11 protein-coding genes, 1 tRNA gene and 1 other RNA gene are annotated in these 18700 nt (G+C 67.0%); 3 read left to right on the top strand and 10 right to left on the bottom strand.

Annotation, left to right across the window (positions count from 1 at the left end):
- Positions 1-67 precede the first annotated feature (67 nt).
- Both AB1281_RS02815 and AB1281_RS02810 read right to left on the bottom strand, forming a co-directional pair.
- Positions 68-10948 carry an autotransporter-associated beta strand repeat-containing protein gene (locus AB1281_RS02815; protein WP_430344997.1) on the bottom strand — a complete coding sequence of 3627 codons (10881 nt, stop codon included), beginning with the start codon at positions 10946-10948 and terminating at the stop codon, positions 68-70.
- Positions 10949-11306: 358 nt separating this feature from the next.
- Positions 11307-11624, bottom strand: a complete 318-nt coding sequence (locus AB1281_RS02810) for a DMT family transporter (protein WP_010483859.1) — start codon at positions 11622-11624, stop codon at positions 11307-11309.
- A 300-nt stretch (positions 11625-11924) separates the two neighbouring features.
- Between AB1281_RS02810 and ffs the strand changes: the two genes are divergently transcribed.
- Positions 11925-12021, top strand: an RNA gene (ffs, locus tag AB1281_RS02805) — signal recognition particle sRNA small type.
- An 87-nt stretch (positions 12022-12108) separates the two neighbouring features.
- On the opposite strand, the gene AB1281_RS02800 is transcribed toward ffs, so the two are convergent.
- Genes AB1281_RS02800 through AB1281_RS02790 form a run of 3 tightly spaced genes read right to left on the bottom strand, consistent with a single transcriptional unit; the run spans position 12109 to position 14011 of the window.
- Positions 12109-12498, bottom strand: coding sequence for a DUF4440 domain-containing protein (locus AB1281_RS02800; RefSeq protein WP_430344996.1), 390 nt, complete (start codon positions 12496-12498; stop codon positions 12109-12111).
- On the bottom strand, positions 12495-13262 hold the full coding sequence (locus AB1281_RS02795; protein ID WP_049446661.1) for an MBL fold metallo-hydrolase: 768 nt from the start codon (positions 13260-13262) through the stop codon (positions 12495-12497). The genes AB1281_RS02800 and AB1281_RS02795 overlap by 4 nt, the downstream gene beginning before the upstream one ends.
- On the bottom strand, positions 13262-14011 hold the full coding sequence (locus AB1281_RS02790) for a 3-deoxy-D-manno-octulosonic acid kinase (protein WP_032958195.1): 750 nt from the start codon (positions 14009-14011) through the stop codon (positions 13262-13264). Before AB1281_RS02790 ends, AB1281_RS02795 begins: the two co-directional genes overlap by 1 nt.
- Positions 14012-14031: 20 nt before the next feature.
- On the opposite strand from AB1281_RS02790, the gene AB1281_RS02785 reads away from it, so the two are divergent.
- The gene (locus AB1281_RS02785; RefSeq protein WP_430344995.1) at positions 14032-15078 is read left to right on the top strand and encodes a glycosyltransferase family 9 protein; all 1047 of its coding nucleotides are present in this window, start codon (positions 14032-14034) and stop codon (positions 15076-15078) included.
- An 18-nt stretch (positions 15079-15096) separates the two neighbouring features.
- Here AB1281_RS02785 and AB1281_RS02780 read toward each other — a convergent pair whose 3' ends face one another.
- Complete coding sequence (locus AB1281_RS02780; RefSeq protein WP_430344994.1) at positions 15097-15501, bottom strand: DUF6165 family protein; 405 nt, start codon at positions 15499-15501, stop codon at positions 15097-15099.
- A 281-nt stretch (positions 15502-15782) separates the two neighbouring features.
- Positions 15783-15873, bottom strand: a tRNA-Ser gene (locus AB1281_RS02775).
- Positions 15874-16037: 164 nt separating this feature from the next.
- On the opposite strand from AB1281_RS02775, the gene AB1281_RS02770 reads away from it, so the two are divergent.
- Entirely contained in the window at positions 16038-16742 is a 705-nt protein-coding gene (locus tag AB1281_RS02770; RefSeq protein WP_014036153.1) for a PP2C family protein-serine/threonine phosphatase, read from the top strand.
- Between the two features lie 110 nt (positions 16743-16852).
- Here AB1281_RS02770 and dnaQ read toward each other — a convergent pair whose 3' ends face one another.
- From dnaQ to AB1281_RS02755, 3 genes are read right to left on the bottom strand one after another with little or no spacing between them, the layout of a single operon-like run.
- The gene (gene dnaQ, locus AB1281_RS02765) at positions 16853-17584 is read right to left on the bottom strand and encodes a DNA polymerase III subunit epsilon (RefSeq protein ID WP_197587001.1); all 732 of its coding nucleotides are present in this window, start codon (positions 17582-17584) and stop codon (positions 16853-16855) included.
- A 4-nt stretch (positions 17585-17588) separates the two neighbouring features.
- Positions 17589-18041, bottom strand: a complete 453-nt coding sequence (rnhA, locus tag AB1281_RS02760) for a ribonuclease HI (RefSeq protein ID WP_046982837.1) — start codon at positions 18039-18041, stop codon at positions 17589-17591.
- Between the two features lie 12 nt (positions 18042-18053).
- Positions 18054-18698 (bottom strand): methyltransferase domain-containing protein, encoded by a 645-nt coding sequence (locus tag AB1281_RS02755; protein ID WP_014036150.1) that lies wholly within the window; start codon positions 18696-18698, stop codon positions 18054-18056.
- Between the last annotated feature and the right edge of the window lie 2 nt (positions 18699-18700).

Here is an 18700-nt window from a genome sequence, read left to right as displayed (position 1 = left end):
CGGCGGCACCGTCGCGCCGCAACGGTAGATCCACGCGGCGCGTGGATCTACCGCTGGCCCGCTCCCCTTAGAAGCCTACCCGCAGGTTGATCTGCCCACCCACATCGCGGCGGCCATCACCATGCTGGCCCTGCACGAACATCGACAGCTGGCTGTTGCGACCCAGGCCGACCGCCACACCCACCTGGCTGACCAGTGCGTTGCGTGCCATCACTGCGCTGTAGACATCGAAGGCATCGCCACCGACCGCGAAGCGGTTGCGGCTGGCCACATCGGTGTCACCCGACGCATGCTGCCAGCCCAGGCCGACGGTCAGCTGCGCCGGGAAGCGCTCGCCGCTACCCACGTCCCAGCGGCCGCGCACGCCCACCGTGCTGACGTTGAGCGTGTCCTTGCCGCCTTCCATCACCAGTGCGGCACTGCCGCCCTGCTCCAGCGCACGATCACTGTCGACCCAGTGCTTGGTGAACTGCACGTACGGCTGCAGCTGGGTCCTGCCGTGGGTCCAGGTCCAGCTGCCCTCCACCTGCGCGATGGTCACGTCCGAATCCTGGCGGCTGTACAGGGTCTGGCCCAGCAGTGGCACTTCACGCGTGGTGCGCGTGCGGTAGTCGCCGCGCGACACGCTGCCACCGACCGCGAAGCCGTTGTTCCACTGTCCCTGTGCATACAGGCCGAACGTGTTGCCACGCAGGCGGGCGCGCGAACTGCGATCGTACAGGCGCGTATCCAGCCGTTCGTTGCCGGCCGCTGCACCCAGCACCACGTGTTCACCCAGCTGCCAGTCCACGCCCGCCATCACCGCATTGCGGTTGGAACGGATCTCATCACCGTTGCCATCGCCATCCTGCTTGAACACCTTGCCACTGCCGGCCAACCAGGCCGAGGCACGCTCGCCACGCACGGTCGGCAGCTCACTGCCCAGGCGCTGGCGGATGCCCTCTTCCAGGTAGTTGTCGTACAGCAACACCGCGCGACTGGCCGCGTGCACTTCACCGGAGAGCTGGTCGAATGCGCTGCGCGCAGTGCCGGCGTCATACATCAGCACCGTGTTGTACAGGCCCAGCGCCGCACCACTCTGCGGCAGGCTGTCCAGCGCCGCAGCAGTGTTGTACTGGTTGCGCGTGTTGGCCACGGTGGTGAACGCTGCGGTCTGCGCCACGTCGATCTGCAGGTTGGCCGTGTTGGCGGTGTAGACCGGGGTGATGGTCAGGAAGGCCGACGGCGAGGTCGCCGAGGCGAACTGCCCGCTTACGCCACCGCCCGCATTGACCACGGTGTACTGCTGGCCCTGCTGGTAGCTGGTACTCGGCGAAATGGTGTTCACCTGCACCGTGCTGCCACCCACGTTGGCGCTGCCGCCCACCTGCACCGTGTCGCTGCCGGTGGCGCCCAGATCAATGCCCAGCGTGCTGCCCGGCGACAGGGTCAGGTTGCCACCCACCGTGATCGTGCCGGTGCCATTGCCTGCGCCGCTGCCGTTGCCCGGACCATTGCCCGGCGACAGCACGCCACCACTGGACACCGTCACGCCGCCGCCGGTGCCACCAATGGTGCCGGTGCCGGACAGTGTGGTACCGCTGCCGATGGTCCACTGGCCGCCGATGGTGCCGGTGACATTCAGGCCACCACCGGTGACCTGGCCGGTGCCGTTGAAACCACCACTGTTGCCGCCGAGATTCAGGCCACCCGGGCCGGCCTGCACGATGCTGCCGCCGCCGCTGATGCTGCCGCCCAGTGTGGTGGTGCCGCCGGTGTTGATCACCAGGCCACCGTTGTTGGTGATGTTGCCGGTGATCGAGCCGCTGGCCCCGCCGTTGCCGACCTGCACGGTGCCACCGGCATTGATGGTGGTGCCGCCGGTGTAGGTGTTGTTGCCGGTCAGGGTCACGGTGCCGGTGCCGGCCTGGGTCAGGCCGCCGCTGCCGCTGATGGTGCCCCCCACCGTGGTGTTGCCACCCACGTTGAACACCAGGCTGCCGTTGTTGCTGACGTTGCCGGTGATCGCACCGCTCGCGCCACCATTGCCGACCTGCAGCGTGCCACCGGCGTTGATGGTGGTACCGCCGGTATAGGTGTTGTTGCCGGTCAGGGTCACGGTACCGGCGCCGGCCTGGGTCAGGCCGCCGCTGCCGCTGATGGCGCCACCGACGGTGGTGTTGCCCCCCACGTTGAACACCAGGCTGCCGTTGTTGGTCACACTGCCGCCGATCGCACCGCTGGCGCCGCCATTGCCGACCTGCAGGGTGCCACCGGCGTTGATGGTGGTCGGGCCGGTATAGGTGTTGTTGCCGGTCAGGGTCAGCGTGCCGCTGCCGGCCTGGGTCAGGCCGCCACTGCCGCTGATGGTGCCGCCCAGCGTGGTGTTGCCGGCCACGTCGGACAGCAGCGTGCCATTGTTGGTCACATCGCCGACGATCGAGCCCGTCGCACCGCCATTGCCCAGCTGCAGCGTGCCGCCGGCATTGATGGTGGTACCGCCGGTGTAGGTGTTGTTGCCGCTCAGCAGCAGCGTACCGCTGCCGGCCTGGGTCAGGCCGCCACTGCCGCTGATGGTGCCGCCCAGCGCGGTGTTGCCGGCCACGTTGGAAATCAACGCACCATTGTTGGTGATGTCGCCGGCGATGGCGCCGGTCGCCCCGCCATTGCCCACCTGCAGCGTGCCGCCGGCATTGATGGTGGTACCGCCGGTGTAAGTGTTGTTGCCGACCAGGGTCAGCACGCCGCTGCCGGCCTGGGTCAGGCCACCACTGCCACTGACCGCGCCGCCGACGGTGGTGTTGCCGGCGACGTCGAAGACCAGGCTGCCGTTGTTGGCGACATTGCCGGTGATCGCACCGGTCGCACCGCCATTGCCCACCTGCAGCGTGCCACCGGCATTGATGGTGGTACCACCGGTATAGGTGTTGTTGCCGGTCAGGGTCAGCGTGCCACTGCCGGCCTGGGTCAGGCCACCACCGCCGCTGATGGTGCCACCCAGCGTGGTGTTACCGGCCACGTTGGACACCAGCGCGCCGTTGTTGGTGATGTCGCCAACGATCGCACCGGTCGCACCACCGTTGCCGACCTGCAACGTGCCGCCGGCATTGATGGTGGTGCCGCCGGTGTAGGTGTTGTTGCCGGTCAGCACCAGCGTCCCGCTGCCGGCCTGGGTCAGGCCGCCGCTGCCACTGACCACCGCGCCCACGGTTGCCGTCGTGCCCAGGTTGTAGACCAGGCTGCCATTGTTGGTGATGTCGCCCAGCACCGAACCGGTGCTGCCGCCGTTGCCGATCTGCAGCGTGCTGCCACCATTGATGGTGGTGCCGCCGGTATAGGTGTTGGCGCCGCTCAGGGTCAGCGTGCCGGTACCGCTCTGCACCAGGCCGCCGGTGCCACTGAGCACGCCGCCGAAGACGGTGTTGCCATTGTTGCCGCCGGTGGTCAGGGTTGCACCGCCCAGCACCACGCTGGATCCGGTCACACCCGCCAGGCCGCCGATGCTCTGGCTGCCACCTGCGCTGATATCCAGCGTACCGGCACCGGTCAGGTTGACCGTGCTGGCAGCGGACAGGCTGCCACCGGCCGCCACCGCCAATGTACCGCTGTTGATGGTGGTGGTGCCGGTGTAGGTGCTGGCACCGCCCAGGGTGACCGTTGCTGCGCCATCCTTGAGCAGGCCGCCGGCACCGCTGATTGCACCATTCAACGTCAGCGGATTGCTGCCCGCCAGGGTCAGCGTGCCGCTGCTCAACTGCACGGTGTTGGCCAGCGTCAGCGCGCTGGTGGCGTCCAGGCTGGCGTCGCCGCCCACGATCAGCGTGCCGGTGCCCAGTGCAGCATTGTCGCCCAGGGCAAGGCCACCGGCGTTGAGTGCCACGCCGCCGCTGAAGGTGTTGCTGCCACTCAGGGTCTGCACACCTGCGCCGTTCTTCACCAGTCCACCCGTGCCACCAATGGTGCCGGCGAACGTCGTATTGCCGACGCCGCCGAGGGTCAGCGTGCTGGTGCCCAGCGCCACGGCCGAGCCAGCCACGCCGGCCAGTGAACCGATCGTCTGCGCGCCCCCTGCGCTGATGTCGAAGGCGGTACCGGCATTGGCCAGGTTCACCGCGCCGGTTGCCGCCAGGCTGCCGCCTGCACCGATTGCCAGCGTGCCGGCGTTGATGGTGGTACCCCCTGTGAAGGTGTTGGTGCCGGTCAGCGTCTGGGTCCCCGAACCTTCCTTGATCAGGCCGCCGGAGCCGGCCACCGAACCACTGAACGTGCCGTTGGTGGCGTCTCCGATCGTCAGCGTGTTGGCGCCCAGGTTCACCGTGCCGTTGCCGATCAGGGTGCCGAACTGCTGCGTGCCGCTGCCCGCCGACAGGTCGAAGGTCGCCCCCGAAGCCAGGTTGACGATGCCGCTGGCGTGCAGGCTCGCGCCCGCGCCCAATGCCAACGTACCGGCATTGATGTTGGTGCCACCGGTGTAGGTGTTGATGCCGTTCAAGGTCAGCGTTGCGGCACCCTCCTTGGTCAAGCTGCCGGTGCCACTCAGGCTGCCGTTGAGGGTGAGGTTGTTGCTGCCGAGCACGGTCAGCCCGGCGTTGAGGACGAAGTTGTTGGCCAGCGTCACCGCGGTGTTCGAATCGAGCGTGGCATTGCCACCCACCGTTACCGCGCCGGTGCCCAGCGCAGCATTGTTGCCGACCACCAGGCCACCGGCATTGAGCGTTACCCCACCACTGAAGGTGCTCGCACCATTGAGCGTCTGCACGCCGGCGCCGTTCTTGATCAGGCCACCGTTGCCGCTGATCGCGCCGTTGAAGCTGCTGTCCACCGTGCCGCCCAAGGTCAGCGTGCTGCCACCGAGTGCCACCGTGCTGCCGGCCACGCCGGCCAGCGAACCGATGGTCTGGTTGCCCGCGGAGATATCGAGGGTACCGGCACCTGCCAGGTTCACCGCACCGGTCGACGCCAGGCTGCCACCGGCGCTGATCGCCAGCGTGCCGTTGTTGATGGTGGTACCACCGGTGTAGGTGTTGGCACCGCTCAGGGTCACGGTGGCTGCACCGTCCTTGATCAGGCCGCCGGTACCGGAAATCACACCGCCCAGCGTCAGCGCCTGGCTGCCGAGCAGGTCGAGGTTGGCGCCCGCTGCAAGCCCGATGTTGTTGGCCAGGTTGACGCCTGTCGATGCATCCAGCGTCGCGTTGCCGCCCACCGTCAGCGCACCGCTGCCGAGCGCAGCGTTGTTGCCGACCACCAGGCCACCGCCGTTGAGTGCAACGCCACCACTGAACAGATTGGCACCACCCAGCGTAAGGATGCCGGCGCCATTCTTGACCAGGCCACCGGTGCCGGAAATCGCACCGTCGAACACGCTGTTGGTGATGCCGCCGAGGATCAGCGACTGCGCGCCCAGGCTGACCGTGGAGCCGCTCACGCCGGCCAGCGAACCAATCGTCTGGCTGGCGCCGGACGACGAGATGTCGAAGCCGGTTCCCGCCGCAGTGAGCGTCACCGCCCCGTCCGCAGCCAGGCTGCCACCCGGACCAATCGCCAGCGTGCCGGCGTTGATGAAGGTGCCGCCGGTATAGGTATTGGTGCCGGTCAGCGTTTCGATGCCCGAACCGACCTTGGTCAGGCCACCCGTGCCTGCGATCGAGCCACTGAACGTGCCATTGGTGGCACCGCCGACTTCGATCGAGTTGGCACCGAGGTTCACCGTACCGTTGCCGACCAGGGTGCCGAACACCTGCGTGCCGCTGCCGGCAGACAGATCCAGCGTGGCACCGGTGGCGAGGTTCACGGTACCGCTCGCCGCCAGGCTGGCACCGGCACCCAGCGCCAGCGTGCCGGCGTTGATGTTGGTGCCACCGGTGTAGGTGTTGATCCCGTTCAAGGTCAGCGTCGCGACGCCATTCTTGGTCAGGCTGCCAGCGCCGGAAAGGACACCGTTGAGTGTCAGCGCATTGCTGCCGAGTACGGTCAGCCCGGCATTGAGGGCGATGTTGTTGGCCAGCGTTGCCAGGCCGGTGGTGTCCAGCGTGGCGGCACCGCCGACGGTCAACGCCCCCGTACCCAGCGCCGCGTCATTGCCGAGCACCAGCCCGCCTGCGTTGAGCGTCACGCCGCCACCAAACGTGTTGGCACCGGACAACGTCTGCACCCCGGCGCCCACTTTCACCAGGCCGCCGCCACCACTGATCACGCCATCGAACGCGGCGTTGCTGGCGGTTCCGAACGTCAATGAATTTCCGCCCAGCGCCAGCGTGCTTCCGCCCACGCCACTGAGTGCGCCGATGGTCTGGCTGCCACTGGCACCGGAGATATCGAAGCCAGCGCCTGCACCCAGCGTGACATCACCCGCCGCAGCAAGGCTGCCACCTGTTCCCAGTGCCAGCGTACCGGCGTTGATGGTGGTACCGCCGGTATAGGTGTTGGCACCGGACAGCGTCAGCGTGGTGGCACCGTTCTTGATCAGGCTGCCGTTGCCACCGATCACACCCGACAGCGTCAGCGCATTGCTGCCCGGCAATGTCAGTGCGACACCCGAGCCCAGCGTGACCGCGTTGCCGAGCGTCGCTGCAGCACCCGCGTCCAGCGTGGTGCTGGCATTCACCGCCAGCGCGCCGGTACCGAGCGCACCATTCGCGCCGACCACCAGGCCACCACCGTTCAAGGTCAGGCCGCCGCCGAAGGTATTGGTGTTGTTGAGGGTCAGCAGGCCCACACCATTCTTGATCAAGCTGCCGTTACCAGCGATCACCCCGCCCAGCGCGACGTCATTGCTGCCGCCCAGCGTCAGCTGCGTACCGGCACCGAAGTTCACTGCGTTGGCCAGGTTCAGCGCCACGGTGCTGTCCAGCGTGGTGGTGCCGCCGATGCCCAACGCACCGGTACCGAGGGCGCCTGCATTGCCCAGCACCAACCCACCCGCATTGAGCGCTAGGCCACCACTGAAGGTATTGGCTCCGGACAGCGTCTGTACGCCAGCACCGACCTTGATCAGCCCACCGCTGCCATCGATGACACCGGCGAAGCTGCCATTGCTGGCGCCACCGAAAGTGAGGGTCTGCGTGCCCAATGCCACATGGCTGCCGGCGATGCCGTTCAACGCGCCGATCGTCTGCCCGGCCCCGGCCGCGGAGAGGTCCAGCGTCGCTCCGGCACCGGCGAGGTCCACCGCACCGGTTGCGGCAAGGCTGCCACCGGCGCCAAGCGCGAGCGTGCCGGCATTGACCGTGGCACCGCCCAGGAAGGTGTTCGCACCGGACAGCGTCAGCGTCGAGGCGCCGTTCTTGATCAGGCCACCGGTTCCTCCCACCACACCGGTCAGGGTGAGGTTGTTGCTGCCCGGCAGGGTCAGCGTGTTGGCGCCCAGGTTCACCGCATTGGCCAGCGAAACCGCGGCGCCCGCATCCAGCGAAACATTGCCGCCGATGTTCAGCGCCCCCGTGCCGAGCGCACCGTTGGCGCCGACCGACACGCTGCCCGCGTTCAACGCAAGGCCACCGCTGAAGGTATTGCTGTTGTTCAATGACAGAACGCCGCTACCGGTCTTGACCAGGCCACCGGTGCCGGTGATCAGTCCACCCAACGCGACGTTCTGGTTGCTGACCAGGCTCAGCTGCGCACCGGTGTCGAGATCGATGGCGTTGCCCAGGTTCAATGCCACCGAACTGTCGAGGGTGGCGTTTGCACCGACTGCAAGCAGTCCGGTTCCCAGCGCGCCGGCATTGCCCAGCATCAGGCCGCCGCCATTGAGCACCAGGCCGCCGGTGAATGCATTGGCACCGTTGAGCGTGAGCGTGCTGGCACCGTTCTTGACCAGGCCGCCCGCACCGGAAACCACCCCGCCGAGCGTGATCGCCTGCGACCCCGGCAGCGACAACACGGCCCCACTGCCCAGGGTCACGTTGTTGGCCAGGCTCAGCGCCGCGCTGCCATCAAGCGACGCACTGCCGCTCACGTTCAGCGCACCACTGCCAAGCGCGCCGCCATTGCCAAGCAGCACCCCGCCCGCGTTGAGATTCACTCCCCCGCTGAAGGTGTTGGTGCCATTCAAGGTCAGCAGCGAGGCACCGTTCTTGGTCAGGCTGCCGGTGCCGGTGATGTTGCCGCCCAGGGTGAGGTTCTGGGTGCCCGGCAAGGTCAACGCCGCCCCCAGATTGATGGCATTGGCCAGGTTCAATGCCGCGCTGCCATCGAGCGAACTATTGCCGCTGACCGTCAACGCCCCGCTGCCGATTGCACTGTTGTTGCCCAGCAGCAGGCCGCCCGCCGTCAGATTCACGCCGCCGCTGAAGGTGTTGGTGCCGCTCAGGGTCTGGATGCCCGTCCCCTGCTTGACCAGGCCGCCGGTACCACCGATCACGCCCGCGAACGTCTGGTTGGTGGCATCACCAAAGGTGAGCGTGCTGCTGCCCAGTGTCACCGTGCTGCCGGCGATACCGGACAGCGCGCCGATGGTCTGGTTGCCGCCGAGCGAGATGTCCAGGTCCGCGCCAACGCCGGCCAGGCTGACCGCACCGCCGGCCGCCAGGCTTCCGCCGCTGCCCACCGCAACCTTGCCGGCATTGATCGCCAGGCCGCCGGTGAAGGTATTCGCGCCCCCCAGCGTCAGCGTGGCGGCACCGTTCTTGACCAGGCTGCCGGTGCCACCGATGGCGCCGCCCAGCGTCAGTGCATTGCTGCCCAATACATTCAGCAGGCCACCTGCACCGAGGTTGATGCCATTGCCCACGCTCAGCGCCGCGCTGGCATCGAGCGTTGTCGCACCGCCGACATTCAGCGCGCCGGTTCCGAGCGCGCCGGCATTGCCCAGGACCAGGCCACCGGCATTGAGCGCCAGCCCACCACCAAAGGTATTTGCACCGTTGAGTGTCAGCGTGCTCGCTCCACTCTTCACCAGGCTGCCGGTGCCACCGATCACGCCGTTGAACGTCAGCGCCTGGTTGCCGAGCAGATTCAGGCTGGCACCCGAACCGAGGTTGACTGTATTGGTCAGCGCCAGCGCCGTCGTGCCGTCGAGTGTCGTGCTGCCCCCAACGGAGAGCGTACCGCTGCCCAGCGCAGCAGCATTGCCCAGCAGCAGACCACCGGCGTTGAGTGCTACGCCGCCACTGAGGTTGTTCACGCCCGACAAGGTCTGCACGCCGGTGCCCAGCTTGACCAGGCCCCCCGTGCCTGCGGCGAACGTGCCGCTGTAGCTGGTATTACCCAGTCCGGCGAGGGTGAGCGTGTGGCTGCCCAAATTGACCGAACCGCCGAGGCCCGCCAGCGAACCGATGGTCTGGTTGGCGGCTGCCGAGAGGTCCAGGGTGGTGCCGACGCCGACCGTGATCGCACCGGTGGGCGACAGGCTGCCGCCCGCGCCCAGCGCCAACGCGCCTCCGGCCAGGTTGAAGTTGCCGGTCAGCGAATTGGCGCCGTTCAAGGTCAGCGTGCCGGCACCGTTCTTGGTCAGGTTGCCGGCACCCGAGATCGAACCGTTCAAAGACAACGCGTTGCTGCCCAGCAGGTTCAGCGAGCCCCCGCCATTGATCACCAGATTGTTGCCCAGGGTGAAGCCCGCCGTCGTATCCAGCGAAGCGCTGCCACCGACGGTCAGGTTGCCGCTACCGAGTGCACCGGCATTGCCCAGCACCAGGCCGCCAGCATTGAGGTTGACGCCACCGGAGAACAGGTTCGCACCGCCGAGAGTAACGATGCCGGTGTTGTTGACCGTCAGCCCGCCGGTACCGGACAGCACGCCCCCCAGGCCGAACGCATTGGTCCCTGCCAGGGACAGATTGCCACCGAGGCTGAAAGCGTTGGCCAGGTTCAGACCCGCCGTGGAGGAGGCAATGGCACCGCCGTTGGCGGTGAGCAGCCCTGTGCCGAAGGAAGCGGCATTGTTGAAGTTGATCAGACCATCGTTGAGCGTCGTCGGCCCGGTTCCGCCCCATGCACCCTGCAGGTTCCACGTACCGCTGTTGACGGTCAGCCTCTGGAAGTTGAGGTACTGGTTCCAGCCCAGCGTGGTCACTGCACCGCCGGTACCGGCCCCCGGACCGCTGACCACGTTCTGCAGCACCAGCGTGTTGCTGGCGGCGCCGGCGCCCACGCCGGCATTGACCGTGCCTGCGGCGGCGAGCGAAACCGAAATACCACCCAGTACATCAATTCCCGCCGAGGCCCCGGCCCCGTTCGCCACACTGGACCCGGACACGGCGGTAAAGGTATTCCCCTGCGCTGAATCACCGAGGTAGACACTGCCGGTGATCGTGCCACTGTTGTTGACCGAGTTGCCCAGCGTCGAGCCGGCCAATCCGACCCGCCCGGTAATCCCGCCGCTGTTGCTCAGGACCGTCTGTGCGCCACCGTAGCTGACGATGGCCGGCGCGTCGGCCGTGCCGAGCCCGCCCAGCAGGAAATTCATGTTGACGGTGCCGGCATTGTTGATCGTGGTGACACCGCCTGCGCCATTCTGCACGGACAGCGCGCGGCCATTCGCGCCCAGCAGGGAGCCAATATCAATGAAGCCCTGAAGCGTGCCGGTCGCGCTGTTGGTAACGCTGATCGCCTGGCCACTGGCATTGCCCAGCACCGCGCCGGAGGCAGCAAAGAGGCCGACATTGGTGCCGATCGTGCCGTTGTTGGTGAGCTGGATGCCATTGCCGCTCAACGTCATCGAATTCCCCAGGCCAGCGGTACTTCCTACGTTCGCGCCAGGTGCCACGGTCACCTGGACACCATTGGTGGCGTCGACGAAATTGTTGGTGGTTCCGGTGCAGGTGATGGTCGGGCCCGGTGTCGTGCACGCCGCGAATGCCGATCCACTGGCCAGCGTGGCCGCCAGTGCCACCGCCAACTGATGCGCCCGCAGTCGCGGTGGCCGCTTCGCGGTAGCCGCACTTCCGCCGGGATTCTGGGCGACCTCCGAAGCAACCTGCATTACGCCGAGGGCGCGATTGAAAACCAGACGGTAAATGCGGTTCATCGGTAAATCTCCCTGAAAAGACCGGATGGCACTGCGGGCAGTTTTTTTGGAGACGATGCAGCCCATCCCGGCTCCCGACACGGAAACAAGGCCTGGCGGCATTAACTCCTGAAAATCTTCACATCTTCACGCGACGCCCCTTGAAAAGGGTGCGCCGGCGTGTCCGTCAGAGCGAAAACTCCCCGGTTTCGCCTGACGAATGGCGGCACTGTGCGACCGATGGCGCCAGCGGCATGTGAATCACGCTCGTTATTTTTATGACGTACGTCAAATAAAACCGGCGGACAAAATGGTTTTGCCGAAAATGCATATACCTGCAGCAAGCGGAGATTCCCTTCCCCGCCATAAGTAAATGGATTCAGCTGCTGGAGAGTTTCATCAGCACCAGGCCGGAAACGATCAATACCGCTGCACCGATCCGCATCGGGCTGACCTGCTCGCCGAGAAACACGATGCCAACCACGAACGCCCCGACCGCGCCGATGCCGGTCCAGATCGTATAGGCGGTGCCCAGCGGCAGGCTGCGCATGGCCACCGCCAGCAACCAGAAGCTGGCGATCATGCCGATGATGGTGACCACGGTGGGAGTGAGCTTGGTGAAGCCTTCGGACTGCTTCATGGACACGGCCCAGACGATTTCCAGCAGGCCGGCGAACAACAGATAGATCCAGGCCATGACGGCCCTCCTCTTGGTAGGGCCAGGCCGTCCTGGTCTTTGATTCCCGATGTGGGGGAGGTCGTTCCTCCTGGCCGGCATTCTAGCAACGGGGGCAGCCCCCGGCCGCCGCCGCCGGCAACGGGTTACAGCCGATTCAGTGCGCGAAGCTGGCGTCGATGGGCCTGCCTGCGCTAGAATGCGCGTCTGCCATCGGCCAGCCGATGTGCAGTCCGGCTGTGGTCTCCGGCGCAACGCGCGCTGCTTCCCCTGATCCGTGAACTGGCCGCCCAATGGGCGGCCGACGTCTCTATGGTGGCCCCGTCGGCCCCTCGCGACGCTAGGTCGAAAACCCCGCCAGGGCCGGAAGGCAGCAACGGTATCGATCGACGCGGGCGCCGAGGTCAGCCGGCGGGGCCACCGCCTTTTCCGCGCTGGGGTCAGATCCCTTTGCCCGGCAAAGGGCTCTGACCCTTATGCCGTTCGTACCGGGCAACGCCCGCCGCTACCCTGCCTCTGGCGTGCCCTGGTGGAACACCATGCGCCATCCCTCCCCGTGCCGGCGCCACAGCGAACTGCGCAGCACCCAGCGTTGCGGCCGCCCATCGAGGTGATGGCGACTGCGATAGCGCACCTGGGCCAGGTCCTGCGACAGTAGCCAGATCGCGTACTGCTCCGATTCGATCTGCACCTGCGCACGCTCCAGCGGAATCTCCTCCAGCGCGGTCGCACGGCCATAGCACTGCCCTGAACTGCCGATCTCGCTGAAATCCTCATCCAGCAACGCCGCCAGGTGCTCACGGTCGACCCGCACGTTTGGCGCATGCAGTGCACGCTCCAGCGCCTCCAGTTCGGCAGCCAACGCCGCATCTGCGGGCTGGCCGGCACCGCTCACGGCGGGTCCTGGGCCAGCACGTGCGGGGCGGTCGGGCTCGCCAGCGGCACGCACTGCCCCGGCTGCGCCACGCGGTGCCCACGCGCAGCCAGCGCCAGGCCATCGGCCGCGCTGGCGTAGTGGTACAGCATCATCCGTGCCTGCAGTTCGGCGCTGTACTCACGCTCCAGATCGTCCACGCCGGTATGCGACGGATTGCCGTGCAGGCCGCAGTCGTGGGCGATCAGTTCGTTGTCGTTGGCGAAGCGGGCCAGCATCTCCGGAATCGGCCGGGTATCGCCGCTCCAGGTCAGCGCGCCCTGCAGGCGCAGGCCATAGGCCGTCTCCGGCCAGTGGTGGCGCACCGGGAACACTTCCAGGCGCACGCCCTCGTGCCAGAACGCCTCACCGACCACGATCAACTGGAAGGCATCCCAGAAGTTCGCACCGCCCTCGGCCAGCACGTTCGGGTAATCCCCGATGCGCTTGTGCAGCAGCGGCACCACCGTGGCGGGCACGTACAGGCGCACCTTGCCGCGCCGGTGCGCATTGAAGAAGGTATCCACGAACAGGCGCTCGAAGCCGGCCACGTGGTCCAGGTGCACATGGGTGACGAACAGCGCCTGCGGCATGTGCCCGTAGTGCGCCTTGAACGCGGTCAGGCCTTCACCACCACAATCGATGGTCAGCCACGGGCGCCCCTCCCGCTCGATCACCGACATCGGCGACCCCAGCTCGACCGCGGACGCATTGCCGACGCCGAGGAAACGCAACGACCAGTCCATCAGGTGCCCCGGTTCCAGGCCATGTCATAGGCGCGGCGCAGCCGCGCGTAGTCCTTCTGCACGTCTTCCACGCTGCGCTCGCCGCGCAGCTTGATCAGCGAGCGCAGCAGGCGCTTGAGGTTGCGCTCGCGCCAGGCGGTCGCCGGGATGCGGATCACGCCGCGATCGAAATCGATCAGCCAGCCATGGCCGCTGCCATCGAACAGGATGTTGTGCGCGTTGAGGTCGGCATGGTCCAGCCCGGCACGGTGGAAGCGGGCGATCAGGCGCCCGGTCTCCTCCCAGGGAGCACCCCGGCCGGCCACCAGTGCGCGGTCGGCCAGCGAGCGCACGCCCTCGATCCGCTCCATCAGGATCGCCGCCCGGTAGCGCAGGCCCTCGCGCATGTAGAACGCGGCGATCGGCCGTGGCACCGGCAGCTTTTTCTCGCGCAGGGCGCGCATCAGCCGGAATTCGGCGAAGCTGCGGGTCCGGTCCGAGCCGCGCCAGAGGTACTGGTCATGGCTGATACGGGCCGCCATGCCGCCGCGCAGGTAGTGGCGCAGCACGCTGGCACCGAACGGCGCATCGACGAACCAGGCACTGCCACGGCCGCCCTCGCCCACCGGCCGGGCCCTGCTGCCCCAGTGCTGGGGCGAGAACAGGCCGATCTCTGCTTGCCGCAGCCGCTCGCGGTCGAACAGAATGGCCCCGATGCCGCGACCCTCGCGGCATGGCGTCAGCGCTTCATTGGCGTCGAATGCGACCATTTCATTGAGTCTAACAACACATGGCATCAGCGTCCTCCTCCTTGTGCCTCCTGCGCCTGTCCGCACTTGGCGATGTCACCCACGTGGTGCCCCTGGTGCGTACCCTGCAGGCCGCGCGCCCGGACACGCCGATCCACTGGATCATCGACAAGGTCGGCCACAAGCTGCTCGACGGCCTGCCCGGCGTCACCTTCCATGCCTACGACAAGAAGAGCGGCATGGCCGGGGTCAAGGAACTGCGCAGGCAGCTGCCGCCGGGGCGCTTCGAAGCGCTGCTGCAGATGCAGGTCGCGTTCCGCGCCAACCTGCTGTCGGCCTTCATTCCGGCCGAGCGCCGCATCGGCTACGACCGCAGCCGCTCGAAGGACCTGCATGGGCTTTTCATCAACGAACGCATTCCCGACCGTCCCGGCATCCACGTGCTCGATGCCATCGGCAGCTTCTGCGAACCGCTGGGCCTGCGCCAGACCGAGGTCAGCTGGGACCTGGCCGTGCCGCAGTCCGCATATGAGTGGGCCGCCGCGCAGTGGCAGGACGATGGTCGCCCGGTGCTGATGATCTCGCCGTGCTCCAGCCACGTGCGCCGCAACTGGTATGCCGACCGCTACGCCGCAGTGGCCAACCACGCGGTCACGCGCGGCTGGCAGGTGGTGCTGTGCGGTGGCCGCAGCGAACTGGAGCGCAGCATGGCCGACGCCATCCAGGCGCAGCTGCACACGCCGGCACTGGACCTGGTCGGCAAGGACACGCTCAAGCAGCTGCCTGCCCTGCTGGCCCGCGCCAACCTGGTGATGACACCGGACTCGGGCCCGATGCACATCGCCAACGCGATGGGCGCCAAGGTGCTGGGCCTGCATGCGGCCAGCAATCCGAACCGCAGCGGTCCGTACTCGGACCGTCGCTACTGCGTGGACCGCTACGATGATGCTGCACGCAAGTACCTCGCCAAGCAGGCCGCCGATCTGAAGTGGGGCACCAAGATCGAGTTCGACGATGTGATGGAACTGATCACCGTTGAAGACGGTATCGCTGCCTTCGAACGCTACGTCGCCGACCATCTGGGGTGAGCGGCAGGCTGCCCGGGATTACGCGCGCTGCGCGTAATCCTGATACGACTTCTCTTCCACGTACGCCGAACCCAGCGCCAGGTTGATCGCCTTCTTGATGCGCGCGCGTTCGTCGTTGCGCAGGTAGACGCTGCGCGCCAGGTCGATGAAGCCCTGGTCGAACGCCTGCGCCTTCTCCTTCAGCCGGATGTCGTCCTCGATCTCCCACAGCTGCTCGTTGACCGTCTTCAGCTCGGCACGCAGCTTGGCGATGTCCTTGACCGCGGCCGGGTGTGCCATCCAGGTCTGCTCCAGCGCGGACAGCTCCTTGCGCACATTGGCCAGCTTGCCCTCGTCGCTGATGCGCTCGGACTTGATCTGCAGGATCGAGATCTTGTCCAGCAGCTCGCCGAAAGATACGGGGACGAGGATTTCAGCGGTCATGGGGAAAGCTCCAGCAGGTGATGCGTACATGGTAACCCGCAGCGTCCGGACGGATATGCCGGGTAGATCCACGCCATGCGTGGATGAGCCTGCCAGCAGGAACAGCATCCACGCATGGCGTGGATCTACTGATGCACCTGCCCCAACAGGGGCGGGGAGAGGCCGGCAAAGGGAGGGGCCCACGCGTTGCGCAGCAACGTGTGGGGCGACGCGCAGAGCGCGGCGCGTCCCGCGCCAGATAAAGAAAAAGGGCTGCCTTTCGGCAGCCCTTTTTCTTTATCTGGCGGAGAGGGGGGGATTCGAACCCCCGAGGCGCTATAAACGCCTGCCTGATTTCGAGTCAGGTACATTCAACCACTCTGCCACCTCTCCGGGTGGTCCCCGGCGGACCGGGGACGCGCATCATACGAGGAAGTGAGGCCGACGACAAGTCATTCCGGTCAATGAAGTGAAAATTTCCTGGGTGCATGCCTTGCCGGATGCCTGCAGCCCCCCGATGATGCCTGTCTCCCCAGCAATACCCCGCCCCGCACACCATGATCGAATTCGGACACCTCACCCACCCCGGCCTGCGCCGCGAGCTCAACGAAGACACCTACTACGGTGACAGCGAGCTGGCCCTGTGGCTGGTGGCCGATGGCATGGGCGGCCACGCCTGCGGCGAGGTGGCCAGCGCGCTGGCGCGCGAAACCATCGTGCGCGAGATCCGCCGTGGCGCGCCGCTGGCCCAGGCCATCCGTACCGCCGACGAAGAGATCATCCGCGCCTCGCGGCGGCGCAACGACACCCTGCCGATGGGCACCACCGTGGTCGCCGCACGCGTGCAGGGCAATCGCTATGAAGTGGCATGGGTCGGCGACAGCCGTGCCTATCTGTGGCGTGACGGCCAGCTGGCCCAGCTCAGCCAGGACCACAGCGTGGTGCAGGAACTGGTCGCGCAGGGCAACCTGACTGCCGAACAGGCACGCGCGCATCCGCATCGCAACGTGGTCACCCAGGCGCTGGGCGTAACCGATCCGGCACATCTGAACGTGGCCACCACCAGCGGTGAGCTGCGCCCCGGCATGCAGCTGCTGCTGTGCAGTGACGGCCTGACCGAGGAAGTGGACGACCGCGGCATCGCCCGCACCCTGGCGTTCGAGGATGCAAGCGCGCAGGAATGCGTGGACACCCTGGTCGCCGCCGCGCTCGACGGCGGTGGCCGCGACAACATCAGCGTGATCCTGGTGCGCTGCCATTAACCCGTAGATCCACGCCATGCGTGGATGCGGCAGTGCCGGCCGCTGGCCGGCTCACCGGGAAACCGCGTATCACGCAGAGGCCGGCCAGCGGCCGGCACTACCCCGGTGTATTACGCGCTGGCGGCTTCTTCCGCCTTCGGGCCATCCCACAATGCGTGGCCGGCCTTCTTGCGCAGCCGCTCCAGCCGCGCGGCATGCGCTTCCAGCTCCGACGGCGTCGCCACCACGCGCGGGCGCGGCAGCAGCTTGCTGGTATCGAAGGCCTGCAGCGCCGCACCGGCGCCACCGCCATCGTCATCACCCAGGCCGAATCCGATCTCTTCCTGCCCCGAGGTCAGCGCGATGTAGACGTCGCCCAGGATCTGCGCATCGAGCAGGCCGCCGTGCAGCGCACGGTGCGAGTTGTCCACGCCCAGCCGCTTGCACAGCGCATCCAGCGAATTGCGCTGGCCCGGGAAGCGCTCGCGCGCCATCACCAGGGTATCGATCACCGTGCAGCGGTCAGTGATCTTCCCGTACTGCGGGCCCAGCAGCGACAGCTCGTTGTCGAGGAAGCCGAGGTCGAATGCCGCGTTGTGGATGATCAGCTCGGCGCCATCGATGAACGCCAGGAACTCATCGGCGATCTGCGCGAAGTCCGGCTTGTCAGCCAGGAACTCCAGGGTCAGGCCGGTGACTTCCTGCGCGCCCTGTTCGAACTCGCAGTCCGGCTTGATGTACTGGTGGTAGTTGTTGCCGGTCGGGCGGCGCTTGAACAGCTCCACACAGCCGATTTCGACGATGCGGTTGCCCTTCTTCCATTCCAGGCCGGTGGTTTCGGTATCGAGGATGATCTGACGCATGGGCTCAGTTTACCGGGCTCGAGTCGCGGATCTGGATGGCTGCGTTGCGCGCCAGCGTATCCACCCGTTCGTTGTCCGGGTCACCGGAGTGGCCCTTTACCCAGCGCCAGTCGATCTGGTGCCGCAGCGTCGCCGCCTGCAGGCGCTCCCACAGCTCGCGATTCTTCACCGGGTCGCCACCGGCGGTCTTCCAGTTCTTGCGGATCCAGCCGGGCAGCCACTGGGTCAGGCCCTGCCGCACATACTGCGAATCGGTATAGAGCACGATGTTGCATGGCTCGGTCAGCGACTCCAGGCCGGAGATGGCTGCCATCAGCTCCATCCGGTTGTTGGTGGTGTGCGCTTCGCCGCCGCTCAGTTCACGCTCGTGGCCCTTGTAGCGCAGCAGCGCAGCCCAGCCGCCGGGGCCGGGATTGCCAAGGCAGGAACCGTCGGTGTGGATTTCGATGGTTTTCAATACAACTCCAGATCAGGTAGCAACGGTGCCGTGCCAACGCACCGGCAACGGTTTCGGCCCGGGCAGGGCCAGCGTGCGCTTTTCAGCATGGAACAGGCAGGCCGCACGCAGCGGCGCCCAACCGCCCGGGCGGCGGCTGCCGGCGCCGCGCCAGAGCGGGCCGAGGTAACGCATATCGTCGCACTCCAGCCCGTGGCGGCCGAGCAGCAGGCGGATCCGCTGTGGCGTGCGCACTACCAGTCCGTGCTGGCGCCAGTGCGTGCGGTAAGGGCTGAACGGGTTGAGGCTGCTCAGCCACAGGTGGCCACCCGGCATCAGCACGCGTTCGCACTCGTCCAGCAGCTGGTCGGCATCACCCGTGGTGACATGCTGCAGCACGACCGCGTTGACGCTCTCGTTGGCCAGCGGCAGCGGCAGCGCACAGCGGGTGTCACCGGCATAGCCCTGCCCCTGCCGGAACAGGCGCAGGCCACGCCCGCCCAGCTGCGCATCGTCCAGCCAGGCCGCACTTGGCGCGATCCACAACCAGGGCTGCGTCGGCAGCACCGACAGCTGCGGCAGCAGCAACTGCCGCTCCAGCACGCGCAAGGACTCCGCCGGTTCAGTGTCGAACCACGGGGTCTGGCTCGCTTGACGGGTGCTCTGCAGCGCGGGCATGG

The sequence above is a fragment of the Stenotrophomonas sp. NRRL B-14846 genome (assembly GCF_050473585.1).
Lineage (GTDB): Bacteria > Pseudomonadota > Gammaproteobacteria > Xanthomonadales > Xanthomonadaceae > Stenotrophomonas.
This window is presented reverse-complemented; position numbering and strand designations above follow the sequence as displayed.